The sequence below is a fragment of the Pseudomonas sp. Marseille-Q1929 genome (assembly GCF_017316265.1).
Taxonomy (GTDB): Bacteria; Pseudomonadota; Gammaproteobacteria; order Pseudomonadales; family Pseudomonadaceae; genus Aquipseudomonas.
Genome location: NZ_JAFLWU010000016.1, coordinates 32,594 through 55,314 on the forward strand (window position 1 = coordinate 32,594; position 22,721 = coordinate 55,314).

Sequence of the window (22,721 nt, forward strand, 5' to 3'; positions counted from 1 at the left end):
TCATACATGAAAAAATCCGCCGGTCCGTCGCCAACTGACCGGCGTATTACGCGTAACGCTTGAAAAAATGCGGTTGCTGCGACTTATTCGTTGCGCATCAACGGGTAAAGCTCTTTGAGCAATTTGCGTCGGCTGATGACCAACTGCCAACGATGACCGCCCAACTGCCGCCACAACCGCGCCGAACGAATACCGGCCAGGAGCAGGGCGCGGATTTTCGAGGCGTTGTTTGGTTGTTGCAGGTTGCGCATGTCGCCGTGGACCTGGATCCGCTGGCGCAAGGTGCTCAAGGTGTCTTGGTAAAGTGCACCGCAGGCGGCGATCACGTTTTCGTGGGCCGGACCGAAGTGTTCCACCTGGGATTGAATCTGTGGCAGGCGCTTGCCGATGACTTCCAGCATGTCCTCGCGCTTGGCCAGTTGACGTTCCAGGCCGAGCATCGACAGGGCGTAGCGCAACGGCTCGCGCTGCAAGGTGCTGGGGTCGCGCTCCAGGGCGCCGATCAGCGCGCGGTAGCCTTCACGCAGGGCGATATCGTCGCCACCGTAGACTTCCAGGGTGTCCTTGGGGTCGCGGATCAACAGGCTGCCGAGCATGCAGGTCAGGCCCGCCTCGGTGACCTGGCCGGTCTTGGCGATCTTGTCCACCAGGACAGCCGCGAGGAAAACCCCACCCAGCGCCGTCAATTGCTCCTGGGTCGGGCTCATGCCTGGCTGCTCCAGGCTTGCGCGACTTCAATCACGCCGCCGCCCAGGCAGATTTCGCCGTCGTAGAACACCACGGACTGGCCGGGGGTGACCGCGCGTTGCGGGTCATCAAAGGTGGCGCGATAGCCGGTAGCGGTCTTTTCCAGCGTGCAGGGCTGGTCACTCTGGCGGTAGCGCACCTTGGCCGTCAGGCGGCGTGGGGTGCTCAGGTCGATCGGGTTGACCCAATAAATTTCCGAAGCCAGCAGGGCGCCGGAGAACAACAGCGGATGCTCGTTGCCCTGGCCGACGATCAGCTCGTTGTTTTCCAGGTCCTTGAGCAGCACGTACCACGGCTCTTCGCCGGCGTCTTTCAAGCCGCCGATGCCCAGGCCCTGGCGTTGGCCGATGGTGTGGTACATCAGGCCATGGTGGCGGCCGATGACTTCACCGTCGGTGGTCTTGATCTCGCCTGGCTGTGCCGGCAGGTATTGCTTGAGGAAGTCGCTGAAGCGGCGCTCGCCGATAAAGCAGATCCCGGTGGAATCCTTCTTCTTGGCCGTGGCCAGGCCGTGTTTTTCGGCGATCTTGCGCACTTCGGGCTTTTCCAGCTCGCCCACCGGGAACAGGGTCTTGGCGATCTGTTCGCCGCCGACGGCGTGCAGGAAGTAGCTCTGGTCCTTGTTCGGGTCCAGGCCTTTAAGCAGTTCGGTGCGGCCATCGATGTCGCGGCGACGCACATAGTGGCCGGTGGCAATCAGGTCGGCGCCAAGCATCATGGCGTAGTCAAGGAACGCCTTGAACTTGATCTCGCGGTTGCACAGGATGTCCGGGTTCGGCGTGCGGCCGGCCTTGTACTCGGCCAGGAAGTGCTCGAACACGTTGTCCCAGTACTCGGCGGCGAAGTTGGCGGTGTGCAGCTTGATGCCGATCTTGTCGCACACGGCCTGGGCGTCCGCCAGGTCGTCCATGGCGGTGCAATATTCCGTTCCATCGTCTTCTTCCCAGTTCTTCATGAACAGGCCTTCCACCTCATAACCCTGCTCCATGAGCAGAACGGCGGAAACGGAAGAATCCACGCCGCCGGACATGCCGACGATGACGCGCTTCTTTTGTGTGTCAGAAGGGGCTGGATCACGCATAGGGTTTCAACGGGTGTCTTGAAAAAGGACGCGATTCTATCAGGCTCGGGCCTTCAAGGCTAAAGAGAAGGGCGGATCAATTCGAGGCTGTGGCGCTGGCCGGCCAAATAATCATCGATACAGCGGATGATCAGCTCGCTGCGCCAATCTTCGCGCACGGCCAGCAGCTCGTCGCGGGTCAGCCAGCGGGCGCGGAGGATGCCTTCGTCGAGCTGATAGTCCGGGTGGTGTTTCAGGGCCTTGGCGATGAAGCAAACCCGTTGATAGGTAACGCCATTGCTGGGGGCGGTGTACAGGTAGATGCCGACGATGCCGGTGGCTTCGACATCCCAGCCGGTTTCTTCGAGGGTTTCTCGGATGGCGGCTTCGGTGAGGGTTTCATGCGGGTCAAGGTGGCCGGCCGGCTGGTTGAGCACGGCGCGGCCGTTTTTGAGTTCTTCGACCATGAGGAAGCGGCCGTTGTCTTCGACGATGGTGGCGACGGTGATGTGGGGTTGCCAGGTCATAAGCGGCCTCGAGGATGATGTGGCTGGAGAAACTCGGTCAATGTGGGCGGGCTTGCCTGCGATAGCGGTGGGTCAGCTACGGCGGTACCAACTGGCAGACAGCTATCGCAGGCAAGCCAGCTTCCACATTTGATTGGGTGTCTTCAGTGAGTCTGCATAAGCAATCTGCATGATGAGCCTGACATTTTATGATTTTACGGATGCCAGGGCGTGGCGCAGTTTACCTCTTCAAGTCAATTTGGAGAGTGTCATGAGTCCGGTTGCCCACAAAAGCTACGAAGTACGTCTCACCTCGCCGCTACCCATTGCCTTCATTCTGCTGTGGAGCTCCGGTTACATCGGCGGCGCGTTCGGCGTCCGTTATGGCGAGCCGTTCACCATGACGTTCTATCGATTTGCCCTGGCGGCGCTGGTTTTCCTGGGAGTAGCACTCGCGATTAAAGCGGAATGGCCGAAAAAGCTGACGCCTTACCTCCACGCTGCTGCAGTTGGGCTGCTTCTGCAGGCGTTGCAGTTCGGTGGCTTGTACACCGGCATTAGTCAGGGCGTTCCAGCAGGGCAAGCCGCATTGATCGTCGGGCTGATGCCGGTATTTGTCGTGATCGGTGCTTATTTCTTTTTAGGTGAGCAATTGAGTTGGCGCGACCTGCCGGGGTCCATCCTGGGGGTCGGCGGTGTGGTCATTGTCGTAGCCAGCAGCCTTTTCGGTTCCGAGGCGTCATTAGGCGGGTATGGCGCAGTAGGCCTGGCATTGCTGGGTATCACGCTTGGCACGCTCTATCAGAAGCGCTTTCTAGGTGGTGTGAACCTGTGGGTGGGCTGCTTCATTCAGATGGTTGTCGCGTCGCTGGTTATGTTGGTGCTGGCCTATACCACCGAAACCATGCGCGTGACCGAATGGGCGCCATTTGCAGCATCGGTGGCCTGGATCACGTTGATGAATTCAGTTGGGGCGCTGACGCTGCTGTATTTGATGATTCGCCGGGGTGAGGCAAGTAAGGCGACTAACTTGTTTCATGTTATTCCGGCGGTCACACAGATTATGGCGTCGCTAGTGCTGGGGGAAGTGCCTAGTACGGTTGCGATTGTGGGGCTTGTTGTTTCGGCGGTTGGGGTTTATTTGATGAATCATTCCCGCCGAAATGATCGATAAACAGTTCATTCGTGACAAGACGGAGAACGGTCATGCATACAATAGGCAGTAGGGAAATATTTGACATTCAGATGAATGAGTTAGGCGGTGGATTATCTACCGACGATCTTGAGCATTTAAAATTTGAGCCTTATCAAATTGATGGTCGCGAGGGCGTTTCGATATTTTATCTGTATGACGCCCGGCAAAATGCGCAAGGGCCCGCCGCAGCTTTGGTCCGTTACACGGCGGGAGCCTTTACCCCAAGACATATGCACTTGGGGTGGGAGTTGGTTTTAGTGTTAAAGGGTGAGCTGCTTGATGATAGGGGGCTTCATGCTGAGGGCGTGTTGCAGATTTATCCGCCCGGTTCTTCGCATGAACTCCGTTCGATGACCGGTTGTACGTTCCTGGTTGTTTGGGAGCAACCCGTTCAAGTTGTCACGTCACCCGAAGACAGTGCAGGTGCAGCCTCAACTCTTGGGGCCGACCTATGAAAGTCATTAGCGAGCAACAAGCGGCGGACTTGATCGAAGACGGTTGGACAATCATCCCCGGTGGTTTTGGAAGTTGCGGGCATCCAGATGGCCTCACGCGCGCAATCAGTGAACGTTTCAAGCGGGAAGGGCGACCGCGCAAAATTGGTCTGCTCTTCGCGTCGGCCTCTGGGGATCTTGAGGGGCGAGGTGTCGATCTATTTGCTCAGCCAGGGCTGGTGGCCAGGGCGATTGGCGGCTTTTGGGGGCTGGTTCCGCGACTCGGTGAGATGGCGCGGCGCGGCGAAATAGAGGCGCATAACTGGCCACAGGGTGTTATCAGTCAGCTCTTTCGTGCCATCGCAGCCAAAAAGCCCGGGGTAATATCGAGCATCGGGCTCAATACTTTCGTTGATCCCAATAATGAAGGGGGGTGTTTGAATGACCGAGGGAGCGGTCCGCTTGTTCAAAGAGTTGATATCGCGGGGGCGACAACACTCTTCTTTCCCGCGCTTGACGTTAATTGTGCGTTGTTGAGAGGTACCTGTTGCGATCCTGAAGGAAATATCTCAATGGAGAGGGAGGTTTCTTACAGTGACTCGCTGGCACAGGCAATGGCCGTCAAGAATTGCGGCGGCATCGTAATAGTGCAAGTTGAAAGTTTGGTAGGACTGCACGAGATAGAGTCGCAGCATGTAAAAATTCCTGCCGTATTAGTGGACTACGTCACCGTATCTTGCCCTGGAGAACATCCTCAAACCTATGCCGAAGCCTACAACTCTGCATTTTTATGTCCGGGAGTCCAGGCGCCTGATAGCGGGGAAATTTCCTGTGCTGAGCGAATTATTGCCAGGCGCGCGCTACAGGCAATTCGAGAGGAGAAGGCTAAAGTAATCAATCTCGGTATTGGCATACCCACTGTTATTGGTCGATTGGCCGAAGAGAACGGTTTTTCGGGAGGCGAGACCTTTACTGTTGAGTCTGGGGTCATGGGGGGTAGGCCGGCCTTCGGATTATCGTTTGGAGCCAGCTATCGACCTAGTGCCGTGATCGAGCAGGCAGCCATGTTTGATTTTTATGAGGGCGGCGGAATTGATGTAGCGTGCTTGGGTTTTGCCGAAGTTGATACCGTTGGCAATGTCAATGTTTCGCAGTTTGGCAGCAAGCTACAGGGGGCTGGCGGTTTTATAAATATCTCTCAGTCCGCACGTTTCATTCTATTTTGCGGTACGTTAACTGCGGTAGGGTTAAATGTCGAAATGGGCTCAGAGGGGCTGCGAATAGTCAGGGAGGGCTGCATCAAAAAGTTTGTTCGCCAAGTTTCGCACCTGACATTTAATGGTGGTTACGCTAAGTTATTGCATCAGCGCGTAATGATTATTACGGAGCGTGCAGTTTTTTCATTGTGTAATGGTCTGCTTTATTTGGATGAAGTCGCGCCAGGTATTGATGTTGTACGCGATATAGCGCCGTATATCGAAGGTGGGTTTGTTATATCGGCTAATTGCAAGTGTATGAAGGATGATGTTTTTTTGATTTAGGTTTGTATTTTTCTGTTGAGGGTCAAATTGGGTTGGCTATATGAGGTGTTGAGTGGGGTGATTGATTCGATTGAGCGGAGGTTGATATGCCAAATAATATTATCACGGTTGTCGGTGGTGGTGCATCAAGTGTAGCGTTTATCTATTCGCTGTTGGAGGGGTTGAGTAGGTCTGGTTGTCATTCGGGTTTCTCGTTGTATTTAATCGATAGGCAGTCGCAGTGTGGGCGAGGGCTCGCCTATTCAGAAGACTGCATCACTAATCTTTTAAATACGCGGGCCGAGTTTATCTCGCCTTTTGCCGACCAGCCTGGGCATTTCTATAGGTGGTTGTCGGATAATCGGGGGGTTTGGGAGGATGACTTTCCTTGTGTTGAATTATCGCCTCAGGCCTTTCTGCCGCGACCGCTGTTCGGGCTTTACCTTGCGCATATGATTCAGTGTTTGGTGAATAAGGCGGTGGCACTCGGCTGCCAGTTGATTCAAGTTCATGATGAGGCAGTCAGTCTGAGTTTTGCTCACGATGGAAAAGTTGTAGTTTTAACTAAGGAAAATCTTTCCTTTTCTAGTGATCACGTGGTGCTCAGTTGCGGTAATGCCCGCAGTCTGGAATATCAGCACCTGGCGACTTCAGAGGGTTTTTTCAACAGTCCTTACCCGCTAAGGCGTACATGTCGTTTGATTCCGAAGCAAGCAAGTGTGGCCGTTGTCGGGTCAAGGCTGAGCGCCATCGACACATTGATCGGGCTCGCCGCCAGCGGGCACGTGGGGCCAATCACGTGCCATTCGCGTACAGGCGCATTGCCCTACGTTCGTGGGACCCAGGCGCGCTATAAGCCGAGAATCCTGACGCCTGAGATGGTCAAGTCTTGCATTTCCAAGTACGGGGCGGTCCGACTGGAAGATGTCATGCGCTGGACGTTGCAGGAGTTGGCTTTAGGAGGAGAGGCAATTGGTGGCATTGATTGGTCGTCCAAGTGCACTCAGAAGCCCGCCATTGAGTTTCTGACGGATGAGATCGCACAGGCGCAGCATCCCAGATTCTGGCAGTCGGTACTTTATTCTACCAATGCGGTGCTTGATTTGATTTGGCCTGCAATGCCTGAGGAGGATAGGCGAAAATTCTTAAGTTATTCAAGTTGGTGGATGGCCTACCGTGTTTCCATTCCAGTAGAGAATGCAATGAAAATAAAAGATTTGCTTGAGACGGAACAATTGTCGATTTTTAAGGGTGAGCTTAAAGCGGTGGAGTGGGACGGAAGGTTTACCTTGGTAATAGATGATTGTTCAGGCATTCGCCGCTGCGAGTATGACGCCGTGGTCATTGCGACCGGTACACCTCGTGACGTCAGAAAGTTCGACAACCCTCTGGTACAAAATATGCTTCATCAGGGCCTGGCCAGTGTTGATCCGTTCGGCGGCGTTAGGGTTGCTACTGAAACCGGTGGATTGATTAATCAGCGAGGTTATGTGGACGACAGAATTACAGTGTTAGGCGAGCTCACGAGTGGTGCTTTCTTTTTTACCAGTGCGCTGGAGATCAATGCCCGTCACTCTGCGAGTCGAGCTGAGAATGTCCTGTCGAAGCTGTCGCTTGTTAATGATAGGAGGTCATAAAGTACAGAGTCGCGTTTTCTTGCATAAGGCGTAGGAGGGACTACAGGGATACACGTTAAGTTTGATCTTCCAGTGCGAATAACATCCCTACCTAGCCGAACAGTCAGTGGTGAGTGCCGCAGGGAATTGCCATACTTCGAAGCGTTATTCCTCGGTGGGTGGCGTGTCATGAGGGTCAATCTTGATGTTCAGTCTTTGCGCAGTTTTATCAAGGTGGGTGAAACCAAAAGCTTTACGCGTGCAGCGCAAGCATTGAGCTTGACTCAGCCCGCGATCAGTCAGCAGATCAGGCGCCTTGAGGACTTGCTGGGAGTCGAGCTCTTCGTGAGGGAAAGGCGTCAGGTCCTGCTCACTCTGGAGGGGGAAAAGCTATTTGGCTATGCCAAAGATATTGTTGCTTGTAACGACAAGATAGGTGGACTGTTTGAGAAGGAAAAAAGAAGAGAAACAGTTGTACTGGGTATGCCTGAACATTTTTGTGAGCGTGTGCTACCGCATATCATTTCCAATATGGCCATCCAGTTTCCTTCTACGCAGATGGTGGTAAAGGTTGCAAGGTCTGGCGTATTGATGGAGGCCGTAAAGGACGGTGAGATCGACTTGTGTCTGGTTATAGATGAGCTGGGGATTGCGAGCGAGCCGCCTTGGCATACGTTATCGGTCAAATGGTTTGGCAGTGCGCAGGCCGGCTTAGGCGATGATTTGAAAGATGTGCCCTTAGTGTTGTTCAAACCCCCTTGTGGATTCCGCAGTTTGGCGATCAGGAGTCTGGAAGCGTGTGGGCTCAAATGGCACTGCGTCTATGAATCGGAGGATTTGATGTCATTGCGCTCTGCGGTGCAAGCGGGTGTGGGGGTGACGTTACTTCCTTATGTTGCGCAAGCGATGGGCCTGAGAAGCCTCGAGGGTGTTTCCAGTCTGCCGAGGCTGCCCGAATTTGCCGTGATGCTAAGGGAGCGAGCAGGCTGGAATCCCGGTTGTCGGCAGCAGATGCTGGATTTGATCCGCACAGCATGGGCTTCTGAGTATATCGATGGCCCTCTTTGATTAAGGCCTGAAAACACAAACCCCGGCACATGGCCGGGGTTTGTGATGTCACCTTACAACCTTACTTCAACTTGGCAATCGCCGCATTGAGGGTGTTGCTCGGGCGCATGGCCTTGCTGGTCAGCTCCGGGCTCGGCGCGTAGTAGCCGCCGATGTCCACTGGCTTGCCCTGTACGGCGTTGAGCTCGGCAACAATGGTTGCTTCGTTCGCGGTCAGGGTTTCGGCCAGTTCGCCGAACTGCGCTTGCAGTGCAGTGTCTTCGCTTTGGGCGGCCAGGGCTTGGGCCCAGTACAGCGCCAGGTAGAAGTGGCTGCCGCGGTTGTCGATGTTGCCGACTTTGCGCGATGGCGATTTGTTGTTGTCGAGGAACTGGCCAGTGGCCTGGTCCAGGGTCTTGGACAGCACCAGGGCTTTCGGGTTGTTGTATGTCACACCCAAATGCTCAAGGGAGGCCGCCAGGGCCAGGAACTCGCCCAGGGAATCCCAACGCAGGAAGTTCTCTTCAACCAGTTGCTGCACGTGTTTCGGTGCCGAGCCGCCGGCGCCGGTTTCGAACAGGCCGCCGCCGTTCATCAGCGGCACGATGGACAGCATCTTGGCGCTAGTGCCCAGTTCCATGATCGGGAACAGGTCGGTCAGGTAGTCGCGCAGCACGTTGCCGGTCACCGAGATGGTGTCCAGGCCCTTGCGGGTGCGCTCCAGGGTGAACTTCATTGCATCGACCGGAGCCATGATGCGGATGTCCAGGCCTTCGGTGTTGTGGTCTTTCAGGTAGGCCTGAACTTTCTCGACCACGACGCCATCGTGCGCGCGTTTAGGGTCCAGCCAGAAGATGGCTGGGGTGTTGCTGGCGCGGGCGCGGTTGACGGCCAGTTTGACCCAGTCCTGGATCGGCGCGTCTTTGGTCTGGCACATGCGGAAGATGTCGCCGGCTTCGACGGTCTGTTCCATCAGCAGGTTGCCCTTGCTGTCGGTGACGCGGACTACGCCGTCAGCCTTGATCTGGAAGGTCTTGTCGTGGGAGCCGTACTCTTCGGCTTTCTTCGCCATCAGGCCAACGTTTGGCACGCTGCCCATGGTGGTTGGGTCGAACGCGCCATTGGCCTTGCAGTCTTCGATGACGGCTTGGTAGATGGTGGCGTAGCAGCGATCCGGGATCACGGCCTTGGTGTCGTGCAGCTGGCCGTCGGTGCCCCACATCTTGCCGGAGTCACGGATCATGGCGGGCATCGAGGCGTCGACGATGACGTCGCTCGGCACGTGCAGGTTGGTGATGCCTTTGTCGGAGTTGACCATCGCCAGGGAAGGGCGAGCGGCGTAGACCGCCTGGATGTCAGCTTCGATCTGCGCTTGCTGGTCGGCCGGCAGGGCCTTGATGCGAGCGTACAGGTCGCCGATGCCGTTGTTCAGGTTGAAGCCGATCTGCTCCAGCACGACAGCGTGCTTGGTCAGGGCGTCTTTATAGAACTCGGCAACGATCTGGCCGAACATGATCGGGTCGGAGACCTTCATCATGGTGGCTTTCAGGTGGACCGACAGCAGCACGCCTTGTTGCTTGGCGTCTTCGATTTCAGCGGCGATGAACGCGCGCAGGGCTTTCTTGCTCAGTACGGCGGTGTCGATGATCTCGCCGGCCTGTACCGAAGTCTTTTCCTTCAGGACAGTGGCGGTGCCGTCCTGGGCGATCAGTTCGATCTTCACTGCGTCAGCGGCTTCGATCTGTACGGCTTTTTCGCTGCCGTAGAAGTCGCCGTTGTTCATGTGCGCGATGTGCGACTTGGAGTCGGCAGCCCAGGCGCCCATCTTGTGCGGGTGCTTGCGTGCGTAGTTCTTGACCGACAGCGGTGCGCGGCGGTCGGAGTTGCCTTCGCGCAGTACCGGGTTCACGGCGCTGCCCTTGACCTTGTCGTAACGTGCACGGGTTTCTTTTTCCGCGTCGGTGGTTACGGTTTCCGGGTAGTCCGGCAGGGCATAGCCCTGGGCCTGCAGTTCCTTGATCGCGGCTTGCAGCTGCGGCGTCGAGGCACTGATGTTAGGCAGCTTGATGATGTTGGCTTCAGGCGTAACGGCCAGGTCGCCCAGTTCGGCGAGGTGGTCCGGGATAGCCTTGGCGCCCAGTTGCTCGGGGAAGCTTGCGAGGATGCGCGCGGCGAGGGAGATGTCGCGGGTTTCCACGGCAATATCAGCGGAAGCGGTGAAGGCCTCTACGATAGGCAGCAGTGAATAGGTGGCGAGGGCCGGGGCTTCGTCGGTGAAGGTGTAGATGATCTTCGAGCGGGTGGGCATATTCGGATTAACTCTCTTCTTTGCTGAAAGCGTGCGCAGAAACTCGAGATGCGCCGGGTGGAGCGCGTTCGTTCAAAGTCATCCATGAGCGAAATGTCGAGGTTTCTTCGCGGTGATGTTGGGTTGCATCAGTCGAGCGTCAAGCGGGTGGACTATTGTAATAGTCCGGCTTTGTAGCTGAAGGCACCTGTTCCAGAGCGGTCAGCTGTCGTGACTCTTGGGTCAGCGGCGGCATTATACATAGGTCGCTATGCTTACGCCGAGCCTTCATACAAAAGGTGTGTCGTCCATTGGTCTAAAGGTCGCAGGTACCGGGTTACGCCCAAAGTCGCACGATGTGCTCAGGATTGGCGATTTTGCCTTTGATTTCAGGCTTGTAGGCGACTAAATATGCTGTTTTCGATGCAAATGAGCATGGCGCGAGGTTTCAGTCGTCATTTATCTGGAGTAGGCTCGAACGCAGCCAGATGTTCAATCCATAGATGGAGTTCAGCATGGGATACAAGAAGATTCAGGTTCCAGCCGTCGGCGACAAAATCACCGTCAATGCAGACCATTCTCTCAATGTTCCTGACCACCCGATCATCCCGTTCATCGAAGGTGACGGTATCGGTGTCGACATCAGCCCGGTGATGATCAAGGTGGTCGACGCCGCTGTTGAAAAGGCCTACGGCGGCAAGCGCAAGATCTCGTGGATGGAGGTGTATGCCGGCGAAAAGGCCACTCAAGTCTACGACCAGGACACCTGGCTGCCCCAGGAGACTCTGGATGCGGTCAGGGACTACGTGGTTTCCATCAAGGGTCCGCTGACCACGCCGGTGGGTGGCGGCATCCGCTCGCTGAACGTGGCCCTGCGCCAGCAACTCGACCTGTACGTGTGCCTGCGCCCGGTGCGCTGGTTCGAAGGTGTGCCGAGCCCAGTGAAAAAACCGGGGGATGTGGACATGACCATCTTCCGCGAAAACTCCGAAGATATTTACGCCGGCATCGAATGGAAGGCCGGTTCGCCGGAAGCCATCAAGGTGATCAAGTTCCTGAAAGAGGAAATGGGCGTTACCAAAATTCGTTTTGATCAGGATTGCGGGATTGGCGTGAAGCCGGTTTCGAAGGAAGGCACTGAGCGTCTGGCGCGCAAAGCCCTGCAATATGTAGTGGATAACGATCGCGATTCGCTGACCATCGTGCATAAAGGCAACATCATGAAGTTCACCGAAGGCGCCTTTAAAGAATGGGCCTACGGGATTGCCGAGAAAGAGTTCGGCGCGACGTTGCTCGACGGCGGCCCGTGGATGCAATTCAAGAACCCCAAGACCGGCAAGAATGTCGTGGTCAAGGATGCTATTGCTGATGCCATGCTCCAGCAGATCCTGCTGCGCCCGGCTGAGTATGATGTGATCGCCACCCTCAACCTCAACGGTGACTACCTGTCTGACGCCTTGGCGGCAGAGGTGGGCGGTATTGGTATTGCGCCGGGGGCCAACCTGTCGGATACCGTGGCGATGTTCGAGGCAACCCACGGCACGGCGCCGAAGTATGCGGGCAAGGACCAGGTCAACCCGGGTTCGCTGATTTTGTCGGCGGAGATGATGCTGCGCCACATGGGCTGGACCGAAGCGGCCGACCTGATCATCAAGGGCACCAATGGCGCGATTTCGGCCAAGACCGTGACCTATGACTTCGAGCGATTGATGGAGGGCGCTAAGTTGGTGTCGTCATCGGGCTTTGGTGAGGCGCTGATTTCGCACATGTAAGGGCAATACAGAAAAAGGCCACTCCAAGTTGATTGGAGTGGCCTTTTTTATCACACCGCTCGCGCGTCTTGGCGGATTAGGCCGTTTGTATCTTTTCTTGCTGGGCGTGCGAGTGTGCGTGATTGTCAGGCAGCGCTTGATTGGCGGCCTTGATTGCCACGGCGTGCAGTCCTTTCGGCCCTTGAATAATATCAAAATCCACAGGTTGGCCCGCTTTCAGCGTCTTGTATCCATCCATTTGGATCGCTGAGTAATGCGCAAATAGGTCTTCGGTCTTACCCTCTTCATTGATGAAGCCGTAGCCTTTGGCATTGTTGAACCACTTGACCTTACCACTAGCCATCTCCATATCCCTCTGCACCAGACTCCATCACTGGAGTATCATCCAGTTTATCCGTCCTAACCCGAATAAATAAGGTTGACTGCGCGGACCTTTTTTACCCACTGTGGGTTCTATTGGTTGTAACACCGTTTCGCCGATAGTCAAGGCGACCAGTCGGTCAGAGTTGAAATTCTGACAGGTCGCCCCCACCACTGTATTTGAACCACTGACGAACCTTTCTTTCCATGCATGCAAACAGCCAGATTCGACTAACATTCAATCAGGATCGCCCGGATCAGGAACATGATGACGACGGTTCTGCAGGCATTGCTGTCCAGGAGGCGAAGCCTGCTCTACAGGCACCGCCGATGTACAAGGTGGTTTTGTTTAATGATGACTACACACCGATGGATTTCGTCGTCGAAGTGCTCGAGGTGTTTTTTAACCTGAACCGCGAGTTGGCGACCAAGGTAATGCTGGCCGTTCATACAGAAGGACGGGCAGTATGTGGAGTGTTTACCCGCGACATCGCCGAGACAAAGGCCATGCAGGTCAACCAGTACGCCAGGGAAAGCCAGCATCCGCTACTCTGTGAAATCGAGAAGGACGGTTAACGCCGACCACTTGGGTATGAGGTGAAGCTATGTTAAACCGCGAGCTCGAAGTCACCCTCAATCTTGCCTTCAAGGAGGCCCGTTCGAAGCGTCATGAATTCATGACCGTCGAACACCTGCTGCTGGCACTTTTGGATAACGAAGCTGCCGCCACCGTCTTGCGTGCGTGCGGCGCCAACCTCGACAAACTCAAGCATGACCTGCAGGAGTTTATCGACTCCACAACGCCACTTATTCCAGTCCACGATGAAGACCGTGAAACCCAGCCAACCCTGGGCTTCCAGCGGGTGCTTCAGCGTGCCGTGTTCCATGTGCAGAGCTCCGGCAAGCGTGAAGTCACAGGCGCCAATGTGCTTGTGGCGATCTTCAGCGAACAGGAAAGCCAGGCAGTGTTCCTGCTCAAGCAGCAGAGCGTTGCCCGTATAGATGTCGTCAACTACATCGCCCACGGTATCTCCAAGGTGCCTGGGCACGGCGATCATTCCGAGGGTGAGCAGGATATGCAGGACGACGAGGGCGGTGAGTCTTCTTCTTCGGGCAATCCATTGGATGCCTATGCCAGCAACCTCAATGAACTGGCGCGCCAGGGGCGGATCGATCCGCTGGTGGGGCGCGAGCTTGAAGTTGAGCGCGTAGCACAGATCCTCGCACGTCGTCGCAAGAACAACCCGTTGCTGGTGGGTGAGGCGGGCGTGGGCAAAACCGCAATTGCCGAAGGCCTGGCCAAGCGCATCGTGGATAACCAGGTGCCGGATCTGCTGGCCAACAGTGTCGTCTACTCCCTGGACCTGGGCGCGTTGCTCGCCGGGACCAAGTACCGTGGCGATTTCGAGAAGCGCTTCAAGGCGTTGCTCGGCGAGCTGAAAAAACGCCCGCAGGCGATCCTGTTCATCGACGAAATCCACACCATCATTGGTGCCGGTGCGGCGTCCGGTGGGGTGATGGATGCTTCCAACCTGCTCAAGCCGTTGCTGTCGTCGGGTGATATCCGTTGCATCGGCTCGACCACGTTCCAGGAATTCCGCGGCATCTTCGAGAAAGACCGCGCCCTGGCGCGTCGCTTCCAGAAAGTCGATGTGTCGGAGCCTTCGGTTGAAGACACCATCGGCATCCTGCGTGGGCTCAAGGGGCGTTTCGAAGCGCACCATGGCATCGAGTACACCGATGAAGCCCTGCGTGCGGCGGCCGAGCTGGCTTCGCGCTACATCAATGATCGGCACATGCCGGACAAGGCCATCGACGTGATCGACGAGGCCGGCGCCTATCAGCGCCTGCAACCGGTCGAGAAGCGTGTGAAGCGCATCGACGTGCCTCAGGTCGAGGACATCGTCGCGAAGATCGCGCGGATTCCGCCTAAACACGTCAACAGTTCCGACAAGGAGCTGCTGCGTAACCTGGAGCGCGACCTCAAGCTCACCGTATTTGGCCAGGATGCGGCCATCGACGCGCTGTCTACGGCGATCAAGCTGTCCCGTGCGGGCCTCAAGTCGCCGGACAAACCCGTCGGTTCATTCCTGTTCGCAGGCCCCACCGGCGTCGGCAAGACCGAAGCGGCGCGGCAGTTGGCCAAGGCCATGGGGATCGAGCTGGTACGTTTCGACATGTCCGAATACATGGAGCGTCACACCGTGTCGCGCCTGATCGGTGCGCCTCCGGGCTATGTCGGCTTCGACCAGGGCGGTCTGCTGACCGAAGCGATCACCAAACAGCCACATTGCGTGTTGCTGCTCGATGAAATCGAGAAGGCCCACCCGGAAGTCTTCAACCTGCTGTTGCAGGTGATGGACCACGGGACCCTGACCGACAACAACGGGCGTAAGGCGGACTTCCGCAACGTGATCGTGATCATGACCACCAACGCCGGTGCCGAAACGGCCGCGCGGGCTTCGATCGGCTTCAGCCATCAGGATCACTCTTCCGATGCGATGGAAGTGATCAAGAAGAGCTTTACGCCGGAGTTCCGCAACCGCCTGGACACCATCATCCAGTTTGGTCGCCTCAGCCATGAGGTCATCAAAAGCGTGGTGGACAAGTTCCTTACCGAGCTTCAAGCGCAGTTGGAAGACAAGCGCGTGCAGCTGGAAGTGACGGATGCGGCACGCAGTTGGATCGCCGAAGGCGGCTACGATGCGGCAATGGGCGCACGCCCGATGGCGCGTCTGATCCAGGACAAGATCAAGCGGCCATTGGCCGAAGAGATCCTGTTCGGCGAGCTTTCCGACCATGGTGGCGTGGTGCATATCGATCTGAAGGATGGCGAGCTGACCTTCGAGTTCGAGACCACGGCTGAAATGGCCTGATCGCTGATCGCAACACAGCAAAAAGGCGCCGAAAGGCGCCTTTTTGCTGTCTCAAGTTTGAAACACGACCTTCAAGACAATGAAGATCAAATGTGGGAGCTGGCTTGCCTGCGATAGCGGTGTATCAGCCAAAAATTCTTTTCTGACCAACCGCTATCGCAGGCAAGCCAGCTCCCACAGGGGATCTGTGGTGTTCGGTAAACAGCGCACACACAAAAACGCCCGGCATAACCGGGCGTTTTGTATTGACTTGCTTAGCGAGCGCGGTAAGTGATGCGCCCTTTGCTCAAGTCATAGGGCGTCAGCTCGACGCGCACTTTGTCACCGGTAAGAATACGAATGTAGTTCTTGCGCATCTTGCCGGAGATATGCGCGGTTACGACGTGCCCATTTTCCAACTCCACACGAAACATGGTGTTGGGCAGGGTGTCGACGACAGTGCCTTCCATTTCGAAGCTGTCTTCTTTCGACATGCAGTAAAGCCCTCGGTATCCAGTGAATGGCCCGGTGCAACTGCGCCAGGCAAAAGCGGCGTGCATTGTGCCCGAAAAAGGGTGTTTAAGCCAAGGGGTTCTAGTTAAGCGTGACCCATCTTTGATTAATCAGCAGTTCTATGGGGCGATATTGGGTCTTGTAGTTCATCTTTTTGCAGTTTTTGATCCAGTAACCCAGGTACACCGCCTCCAGTTCCAGGCGCAGGGCTTCACCGATTTGCCACAGGATCGCAAAGCGCCCCAGGCTGCGGCGTTCGTCGGCGGGCTCGTAGAAGGTGTACACCGCTGATAGCCCGTTGGGCAGCAAATCGGTCACGGCGACGGCCACCAGCCGACCGTCGAGGCGGAACTCGTAGAAGCGCGAGAAGGGCAGGTCGCGCACCAGGAATGTCGAAAACTGGTCGCGGCTGGGCGGAAACATATCGCCGTCAGCATGGCGCTGTTCGATGTAGCGTTGGTAAAGGTCGAAATACTCTTCACTGTAGTGTGGCTTGGTGGCGGTCACCGTCAGGTCGGCATTGCGCTTGAGGATGCGCTTCTGGTTACGGTCTGGCAGAAATTGCGCGACAGGAATGCGCGCCGGCACGCAGGCATTGCAGTTCTGGCAATGGGGGCGGTACAGATGGTCGCCGCTGCGCCGAAAGCCCATTTCCGACAGGTCGGCGTACACGTGCACGTCCATCGGCTGGCTGGGGTCGAGGAACAGTGTGGTGGCCTGCTCGTCGGGCAGGTAGCTGCAAGAGTGGGCTTGAGTGGCATAAAACTTCAAGCGTGCCAGCTCGGTCATGATCAACCCTCGGGATAAGCTTTGAATCAAGTGTAAGCCACGAGCGCGAAAGTCGCCTAGGAAACCCAGGGTCCGGCATTGGGTTGGTCCAGATGGTCGTGCAGGTATTGCGCAAACTCGCTGCGCGGGATGGCGCGGGCGCCCAGGCTGTGCAGGTGATCGTTGGGCATCTGGCAGTCGATCAGCACAAAACCCCAGGCCTGCAACTGCCGGGTCAGGGTGGCGAAGCCGAATTTCGAGGCGTTGTCGGCGCGGCTGAACATGGATTCGCCAAAGAACAATTGGCCCATTGCCAGGCCGTAGAGCCCGCCCACCAGTTTGCCTTCGTCCCACACTTCGACGGAATGCGCGTAACCGCGCTGGTGCAGCGCCAGGTAGGCGTCCTGGATGCCTTCAGTGATCCAGGTGCCGTCGGCATAGGCGCGGGGTGCCGCGCAGGCCTGGATGACGGCGGCGAAGTCCTGGTCAAAGGTCACTGTATAGCGCTGTTGGCGCAACAGTTTGCCGAGGCTGCGGGATACATGCAGTTCTTCGGGGAAGATCACCGTGCGCGGGTCTGGCGACCACCAGAGGATCGGCTGGCCGTCCGAGAACCACGGAAAACAGCCATGGCGGTAAGCCTGTACCAAACGGTCGGCCGACAGGTCGCCACCGGCGGCCAGCAGGCCATTGGGTTCGCGCATGGCCTTGGCCAGCGGCGGGAAGGTCAGGGAGTCACGTTGCAACCAGGTCAGCATGGCATCCAGGCTTACGGAAGGGGAGGGGAGCGGTACGTGCCGCGAGTGAGGGTGATTATTGTCGACAGAGCGCCTCAGGGCCAGCCCGAATCGGGTGCAAGTGAGGATTAGCGTGAGCGGGTGTTTCTGCAACTCTCTGCCGGGGATGTGGTCGTAACCGGGGTTACACCATGCAGGCCATTTGCCAAGCTTGCCTTGTTTGGTAAAAACAGCCCATAAGCCTTTGTCAGCAAAGACAATGCATGCTCAAATTGAACATGTTGCAACACTTGAATTGTCTATGCTGCCGGGGGAAGGGCAAGGGCGTGGCAACGGGGGCACAAACCCGTACAATGCGGGCACTGTGGCGTTATCGCCGTTTCACCGCTTCATCTCCCGGTGTTAAACGTAGAATCAACGACGTTCGTTTATTTTTCAGCTGCTCGGATTGGGCAGTGGTTGCAGTCATTCAATAGATGGACGCGCTAAAAGCGCAGGAAAAGACCCGTTTTGAAGAAATCCGCCGCAACACCTAAAGCAGCAGTCGTGCCGGCCTGGCGCCAGCACCTGCACTACCGCCTCAAGGAAGGTGCGCTGATCGCGATCGGCGCCCTGTGCCTGTTCCTGATGATGGCCTTGCTCACCTATGGCAAGGACGATCCGGGCTGGAGCCACAACAGCAAGATCGACGATGTACAGAACTTCGGCGGCCCCGCCGGTTCCTACAGCGCCGACATCCTGTTCATGGTGTTGGGTTACTTCGCGTACATCTTCCCCTTGCTGCTGGCGATCAAGACCTGGCAGATCTTCCGTCAGCGCCACGAGCCGTGGCAGTGGAGCGGCTGGCTGTTCTCCTGGCGCCTGATCGGCCTGGTGTTCCTGGTGCTGTCCGGCGCGGCCCTGGCGCACATCCATTTCCATGCACCCACCGGCCTGCCGGCGGGCGCCGGTGGTGCGCTGGGCGAAAGCCTGGGCGACCTGGCGCGCAAGACCCTGAACATCCAGGGCAGCACGCTGATGTTTATCGCCCTGTTCCTGTTCGGCCTGACCGTGTTCACCGACCTGTCGTGGTTCAAGGTGATGGACGTGACCGGCAAGATCACCCTCGACCTGCTGGAGCTGTTCCAGGGCGCCGCCAACCGCTGGTGGGCGGCGCGGGTCGACCGCAAGCGCATGGTCGCGCAACTGCGTGAAGTGGACACCCGCGTCAACGAAGTGGTGGCCCCGAGCACGCCGGACCGCCGTGAGCAGGCCAAGGTCAAGGAGCGCCTGATCGAACGTGAGCAGGCCCTGAGCAAGCACATGTCGGACCGCGAGAAGCAGGTGCCGCCGGTGATCGCGCCGGCGCCGCCCAAGGCCCCCGAGCCGAGTGCCCGTGTGCAGAAAGAGAAACAGGCGCCGCTGTTTGTCGACAGCGCCGTCGAAGGCACCTTGCCGCCGATCTCGATTCTCGACCCGGCCGAAAAGAAACAACTCAACTATTCCCCAGAGTCGCTGGCTGCCGTTGGCCATCTGCTGGAAATCAAACTGAAGGAATTCGGCGTCGAAGTGACCGTGGACTCGATCCACCCCGGCCCCGTCATTACTCGTTACGAAATCCAGCCGGCCGCGGGCGTCAAGGTCAGCCGCATCTCCAACCTGGCCAAAGACCTGGCCCGTTCCCTGGCCGTGACCAGCGTGCGCGTGGTGGAAGTGATCCCCGGCAAGACCACCGTGGGCATCGAGATTCCCAACGAAGACCGCCAGATTGTGCGTTTCTCCGAAGTGCTGTCGACGCCCGAGTACGACAACTTCAAGTCGCCGGTCACCCTGGCCCTAGGCCATGACATCGGCGGCAAGCCAGTGATCACCGACCTGGCGAAAATGCCGCACTTGCTGGTGGCCGGTACCACCGGTTCCGGTAAGTCGGTGGGTGTGAACGCGATGATCCTGTCGATCCTGTTCAAGTCCGGCCCGGAAGACGCCAAGCTGATCATGATCGACCCGAAGATGTTGGAGTTGTCGATCTACGAAGGCATTCCACACCTGCTATGCCCAGTGGTCACCGACATGAAGGACGCCGCCAACGCCCTGCGCTGGAGCGTGGCCGAGATGGAGCGCCGCTACAAGTTGATGGCGAAGATGGGCGTGCGCAACCTGGCGGGCTTCAACGCCAAGATCAAGGAAGCCCACGATCGTGGCGAGACCATTGATGACCCGTTGTACAAGCGCGAAAGCATTCACGACGAAGCACCGAAGCTGACCAAGCTGCCGACCATCGTGGTGGTGGTGGACGAATTCGCCGACATGATGATGATCGTCGGCAAAAAGGTTGAAGAACTCATCGCCCGTATCGCCCAGAAGGCCCGTGCGGCCGGTATCCACTTGATCCTCGCCACCCAGCGTCCGTCGGTGGATGTGATCACCGGTCTGATCAAGGCCAACATCCCGACGCGCATGGCGTTCCAGGTGTCGAGCAAGATCGACTCGCGGACCATCATCGACCAGGGCGGCGCCGAGCAACTGCTGGGCCACGGTGACATGCTCTACATGCCGCCGGGCACCAGCTTGCCGATCCGTGTACACGGCGCCTTTGTCTCCGATGATGAAGTGCACCGCGTGGTGGAAGCCTGGAAACTGCGCGGCGCCCCCGAGTACAACGACGACATCCTCAACGGCGTCGAAGAAGCCGGCAGCGGCTTCGAGAATGGCGGCGGTGGCGGTGACGACGATGCGGAAACCGATGCCCTGTACGACGAAGCCGTGGCCTTCGTACTCGAAAGCCGCCGCGCGTCGATTTCTGCGGTGCAGCGCAAGCTGAAAATCGGCTACAACCGCGCCGCCCGCATGATCGAGGCCATGGAAAATGCTGGCGTCGTGACCGCCATGAACACCAACGGCTCGCGTGAAGTCATCGCCCCCGGGCAGATGCGCGACTGATCCCGTGCCGCGTGACAGCACGCGGCGCGCCCTTACGACTCAATGAGGACTCCCATGCGCCTTATCCGCATGCTGTTGTTGCCGGCACTGGCCCTGACCGCTGTTTCGGCTCACGCTGACCCGGCCTCCGTCGCCAGCCTGACCAACCTGTTGGACAAATCCAAGACCCTGACCGCGCGCTTCTCCCAGCTGACCCTGGACGGCGGCGGCACCCAGTTGCAGGAAACCGCCGGTGAAATGGCCGTGCAGCGCCCTGGCCTGTTCTTCTGGAAGACCGACGCGCCGAACGAGCAGACCATCGTCTCCGACGGCCAGAAGGTCACCCTGTGGGACCCGGACCTGGAGCAGGTGACCATCAAGAAGCTCGACCCGCGCCTGAACCAGACCCCGGCGCTGTTGTTGTCGGGCGATGTGTCGAAGATCAGCGACAGCTTCGAGATCACCTCCAAGCAAACCAGCAACGTGATCGAGTTCACCCTGAAGCCGAAATCCAAGGACACGCTGTTTGACACCCTGTCCCTGTCGTTCGGCAATGGCGTGATCAACAACATGCGCCTGATCGACAGCGTCGGCCAACGCACCGATATCCTGTTTTCCGGGGTCAAGGCCAACCAGCCGGTGCCTGCCTCCACGTTCAAGTTCGACATCCCCAAGGGTGCCGACGTGATCCAGGAGTAAAACGCTGCCCATGGACCTGTTTCGCAGTGACCCGATTGCCCAGCCCCTGGCCGCGCGCTTGCGCTCGACCAACCTGGATGAGTACGTCGGCCAGGAGCACCTGCTCGCTCGCGGCAAGCCGTTGCGCGAAGCCCTGGAGCAAGGTGCGCTGCACTCGATGATTTTCTGGGGGCCGCCAGGGGTAGGTAAAACCACCCTGGCGCGCCTGCTGGCGAAAGTCTCGGATGCACACTTCGAAACGGTCTCGGCGGTACTCGCCGGGGTCAAGGAGATCCGCCAGGCGGTCGAGGTGGCCAAGCAGCAGGCCGGGCAATACGGCAAGCGCACCATCCTGTTTGTCGACGAAGTGCATCGCTTCAACAAGTCGCAGCAGGATGCGTTCCTGCCCTATGTGGAAGACGGCACGCTGATCTTTATCGGCGCCACCACCGAAAACCCTTCGTTCGAGTTGAACAACGCCTTGCTCTCGCGGGCGCGGGTCTATGTGCTCAAGAGCCTGGACGAAGCGGCGATGCAAAAGCTGTTGCACCGCGCCTTGAGCGAAGACAAGGGCTTGGGCAAGCGCCAGCTGCGCGTCAGCGACGAGGGCTTCAAGATTCTGCTGAGCGCCGCCGATGGCGATGGGCGGCGCTTCCTCAACCTGCTGGAAAACGCCTCCGACCTGGCGGAAGACGGCAGCGAGATCGGTGTCGACCTGCTGCAAAGCCTGCTGGGCGACACCCGCCGCCGTTTCGACAAGGGCGGCGAAGCCTTCTACGACCAGATCTCGGCGCTGCACAAATCCGTGCGTGGCTCCAACCCCGACGGCGCGCTGTACTGGTTTGCGCGCATGATCGACGGCGGTTGCGACCCGCTGTACCTGGCCCGTCGCGTGGTGCGCATGGCCAGCGAAGACATCGGCAACGCCGACCCGCGCGCGCTGAGCCTGTGCCTGGCGGCGTGGGACGTGCAGGAACGCCTTGGCAGCCCGGAAGGCGAGTTGGCGGTGGCCCAGGCCATCACCTACCTGGCCTGCGCGCCAAAAAGCAATGCGGTGTACATGGGCTTCAAATCGGCGCTGCGTGCGGCCGCTGAATACGGCTCCCTTGAGGTGCCGATGCACCTGCGCAATGCGCCGACCAAGCTGATGAAACAACTGGGTTATGGCGATGAATACCGCTACGCCCATGACGAGCCGGACGCTTATGCCGCCGGCGAAGATTACTTCCCCGATGAGCTTGAACCGCTGCCGCTGTATCAGCCGGTGCCCCGCGGCCTGGAGCTGAAAATCGGCGAAAAACTGAATCACCTCGCGCAACTCGATCGACTCAGCCCCAGACAGCGGAGAAAGTAGTGCTCAAGACGATTCTTGCCGTGTCCGCAGCCGGCATCGCTGGTACATTATTGCGTTTCGCCACCGGTACGTGGGTCAGCGCCAATTGGCCGAAGCATTTTTATGCGGCGACCCTGGCGGTCAACCTGGTGGGCTGCTTGATTATCGGGCTGTTGTACGGCTGGTTCCTGTTGCGCCCGGAAGTGCCGATTGAGATTCGCGCCGGCTTGATTGTCGGCTTTGTAGGCGGTCTGACGACCTTTTCATCCTTTTCACTGGATACGCTGCGCCTGCTGGAAAGCGGGCAAGCCCTGGTCGCCTTCGGGTACCTGGGCATCAGCGTGTTCGGCGGGCTGCTCGCCACCTGGGCTGGCCTGTCCCTGACCAAACTTTGA

20 protein-coding genes are annotated in these 22,721 nt (G+C 57.9%); 12 read left to right on the forward strand and 8 right to left on the reverse strand.

The window, feature by feature from the left end; genetic code table 11:
- Positions 1-83: 83 nt before the first annotated feature.
- Genes hflD through J1G37_RS17660 form a run of 3 tightly spaced genes read right to left on the reverse strand, consistent with a single transcriptional unit; the run spans position 84 to position 2,334 of the window.
- Positions 84-707 (reverse strand): high frequency lysogenization protein HflD, encoded by a 624-nt coding sequence (gene hflD / locus J1G37_RS17650; RefSeq protein WP_017737157.1) that lies wholly within the window; start codon positions 705-707, stop codon positions 84-86.
- The gene (gene mnmA / locus J1G37_RS17655; protein WP_207043786.1) at positions 704-1,828 is read right to left on the reverse strand and encodes a tRNA 2-thiouridine(34) synthase MnmA; all 1,125 of its coding nucleotides are present in this window, start codon (positions 1,826-1,828) and stop codon (positions 704-706) included. Before mnmA ends, hflD begins: the two co-directional genes overlap by 4 nt.
- A 59-nt stretch (positions 1,829-1,887) precedes the next feature.
- Complete coding sequence (locus J1G37_RS17660) at positions 1,888-2,334, reverse strand: NUDIX hydrolase (RefSeq protein WP_207043789.1); 447 nt, start codon at positions 2,332-2,334, stop codon at positions 1,888-1,890.
- 250 nt (positions 2,335-2,584) lie between these two features.
- On the opposite strand from J1G37_RS17660, the gene J1G37_RS17665 reads away from it, so the two are divergent.
- The 5 genes from J1G37_RS17665 (at position 2,585) to J1G37_RS17685 (ending at position 8,146) form a co-directional block, all read left to right on the forward strand.
- A complete protein-coding gene (locus J1G37_RS17665) occupies positions 2,585-3,487 on the forward strand; it encodes a DMT family transporter (protein WP_207043790.1) in 903 nt (300 codons plus the stop codon).
- 32 nt (positions 3,488-3,519) lie between these two features.
- Positions 3,520-3,963, forward strand: a complete 444-nt coding sequence (locus J1G37_RS17670; RefSeq protein WP_207043792.1) for a cupin domain-containing protein — start codon at positions 3,520-3,522, stop codon at positions 3,961-3,963.
- Positions 3,960-5,483, forward strand: a complete 1,524-nt coding sequence (locus J1G37_RS17675; protein WP_207043794.1) for a CoA-transferase — start codon at positions 3,960-3,962, stop codon at positions 5,481-5,483. Before J1G37_RS17670 ends, J1G37_RS17675 begins: the two co-directional genes overlap by 4 nt.
- Positions 5,484-5,569: 86 nt before the next feature.
- Entirely contained in the window at positions 5,570-7,099 is a 1,530-nt protein-coding gene (locus tag J1G37_RS17680) for an FAD/NAD(P)-binding protein (RefSeq protein WP_207043796.1), read from the forward strand.
- 168 nt (positions 7,100-7,267) lie between these two features.
- Positions 7,268-8,146 (forward strand): LysR family transcriptional regulator, encoded by an 879-nt coding sequence (locus tag J1G37_RS17685; RefSeq protein ID WP_207043798.1) that lies wholly within the window; start codon positions 7,268-7,270, stop codon positions 8,144-8,146.
- 61 nt (positions 8,147-8,207) lie between these two features.
- Here J1G37_RS17685 and J1G37_RS17690 read toward each other — a convergent pair whose 3' ends face one another.
- Positions 8,208-10,433 carry an NADP-dependent isocitrate dehydrogenase gene (locus J1G37_RS17690; RefSeq protein WP_207043800.1) on the reverse strand — a complete coding sequence of 742 codons (2,226 nt, stop codon included), beginning with the start codon at positions 10,431-10,433 and terminating at the stop codon, positions 8,208-8,210.
- A gap of 494 nt (positions 10,434-10,927) precedes the next feature.
- Between J1G37_RS17690 and icd the strand changes: the two genes are divergently transcribed.
- Positions 10,928-12,184, forward strand: coding sequence for an NADP-dependent isocitrate dehydrogenase (gene icd / locus J1G37_RS17695; RefSeq protein WP_207043802.1), 1,257 nt, complete (start codon positions 10,928-10,930; stop codon positions 12,182-12,184).
- 76 nt (positions 12,185-12,260) lie between these two features.
- Here the strand turns inward: icd and cspD are convergent, their stop codons facing one another.
- Positions 12,261-12,527, reverse strand: coding sequence for a cold shock domain-containing protein CspD (gene cspD / locus J1G37_RS17700; protein ID WP_207043803.1), 267 nt, complete (start codon positions 12,525-12,527; stop codon positions 12,261-12,263).
- Positions 12,528-12,751: 224 nt separating this feature from the next.
- Between cspD and clpS the strand changes: the two genes are divergently transcribed.
- Positions 12,752-13,120, forward strand: coding sequence for an ATP-dependent Clp protease adapter ClpS (gene clpS, locus J1G37_RS17705; RefSeq protein WP_005789091.1), 369 nt, complete (start codon positions 12,752-12,754; stop codon positions 13,118-13,120).
- Between the two features lie 29 nt (positions 13,121-13,149).
- Complete coding sequence (gene clpA, locus J1G37_RS17710; RefSeq protein WP_207043805.1) at positions 13,150-15,420, forward strand: ATP-dependent Clp protease ATP-binding subunit ClpA; 2,271 nt, start codon at positions 13,150-13,152, stop codon at positions 15,418-15,420.
- 254 nt (positions 15,421-15,674) lie between these two features.
- Here clpA and infA read toward each other — a convergent pair whose 3' ends face one another.
- The 3 genes from infA to aat all read right to left on the reverse strand — a co-directional run bounded on the left by infA (position 15,675) and on the right by aat (position 17,438).
- Positions 15,675-15,893 (reverse strand): translation initiation factor IF-1, encoded by a 219-nt coding sequence (infA, locus tag J1G37_RS17715; RefSeq protein ID WP_002553999.1) that lies wholly within the window; start codon positions 15,891-15,893, stop codon positions 15,675-15,677.
- A 100-nt stretch (positions 15,894-15,993) separates the two neighbouring features.
- Positions 15,994-16,701: an arginyltransferase gene (locus J1G37_RS17720; RefSeq protein WP_207043807.1), complete on the reverse strand. Its 708-nt coding sequence runs from the start codon at positions 16,699-16,701 to the stop codon at positions 15,994-15,996.
- A 56-nt stretch (positions 16,702-16,757) separates the two neighbouring features.
- On the reverse strand, positions 16,758-17,438 hold the full coding sequence (aat, locus tag J1G37_RS17725; RefSeq protein WP_207043809.1) for a leucyl/phenylalanyl-tRNA--protein transferase: 681 nt from the start codon (positions 17,436-17,438) through the stop codon (positions 16,758-16,760).
- Between the two features lie 489 nt (positions 17,439-17,927).
- On the opposite strand from aat, the gene J1G37_RS17730 reads away from it, so the two are divergent.
- Genes J1G37_RS17730 through crcB form a run of 4 tightly spaced genes read left to right on the forward strand, consistent with a single transcriptional unit; the run spans position 17,928 to position 22,721 of the window.
- The gene (locus J1G37_RS17730; protein WP_207043818.1) at positions 17,928-20,336 is read left to right on the forward strand and encodes a DNA translocase FtsK; all 2,409 of its coding nucleotides are present in this window, start codon (positions 17,928-17,930) and stop codon (positions 20,334-20,336) included.
- Between the two features lie 54 nt (positions 20,337-20,390).
- The gene (lolA, locus tag J1G37_RS17735; RefSeq protein ID WP_207043820.1) at positions 20,391-21,014 is read left to right on the forward strand and encodes an outer membrane lipoprotein chaperone LolA; all 624 of its coding nucleotides are present in this window, start codon (positions 20,391-20,393) and stop codon (positions 21,012-21,014) included.
- A 10-nt stretch (positions 21,015-21,024) separates the two neighbouring features.
- Positions 21,025-22,347, forward strand: a complete 1,323-nt coding sequence (locus J1G37_RS17740) for a replication-associated recombination protein A (RefSeq protein ID WP_207043822.1) — start codon at positions 21,025-21,027, stop codon at positions 22,345-22,347.
- Positions 22,347-22,721, forward strand: coding sequence for a fluoride efflux transporter CrcB (gene crcB, locus J1G37_RS17745; RefSeq protein ID WP_003232122.1), 375 nt, complete (start codon positions 22,347-22,349; stop codon positions 22,719-22,721). The genes J1G37_RS17740 and crcB overlap by 1 nt, the downstream gene beginning before the upstream one ends.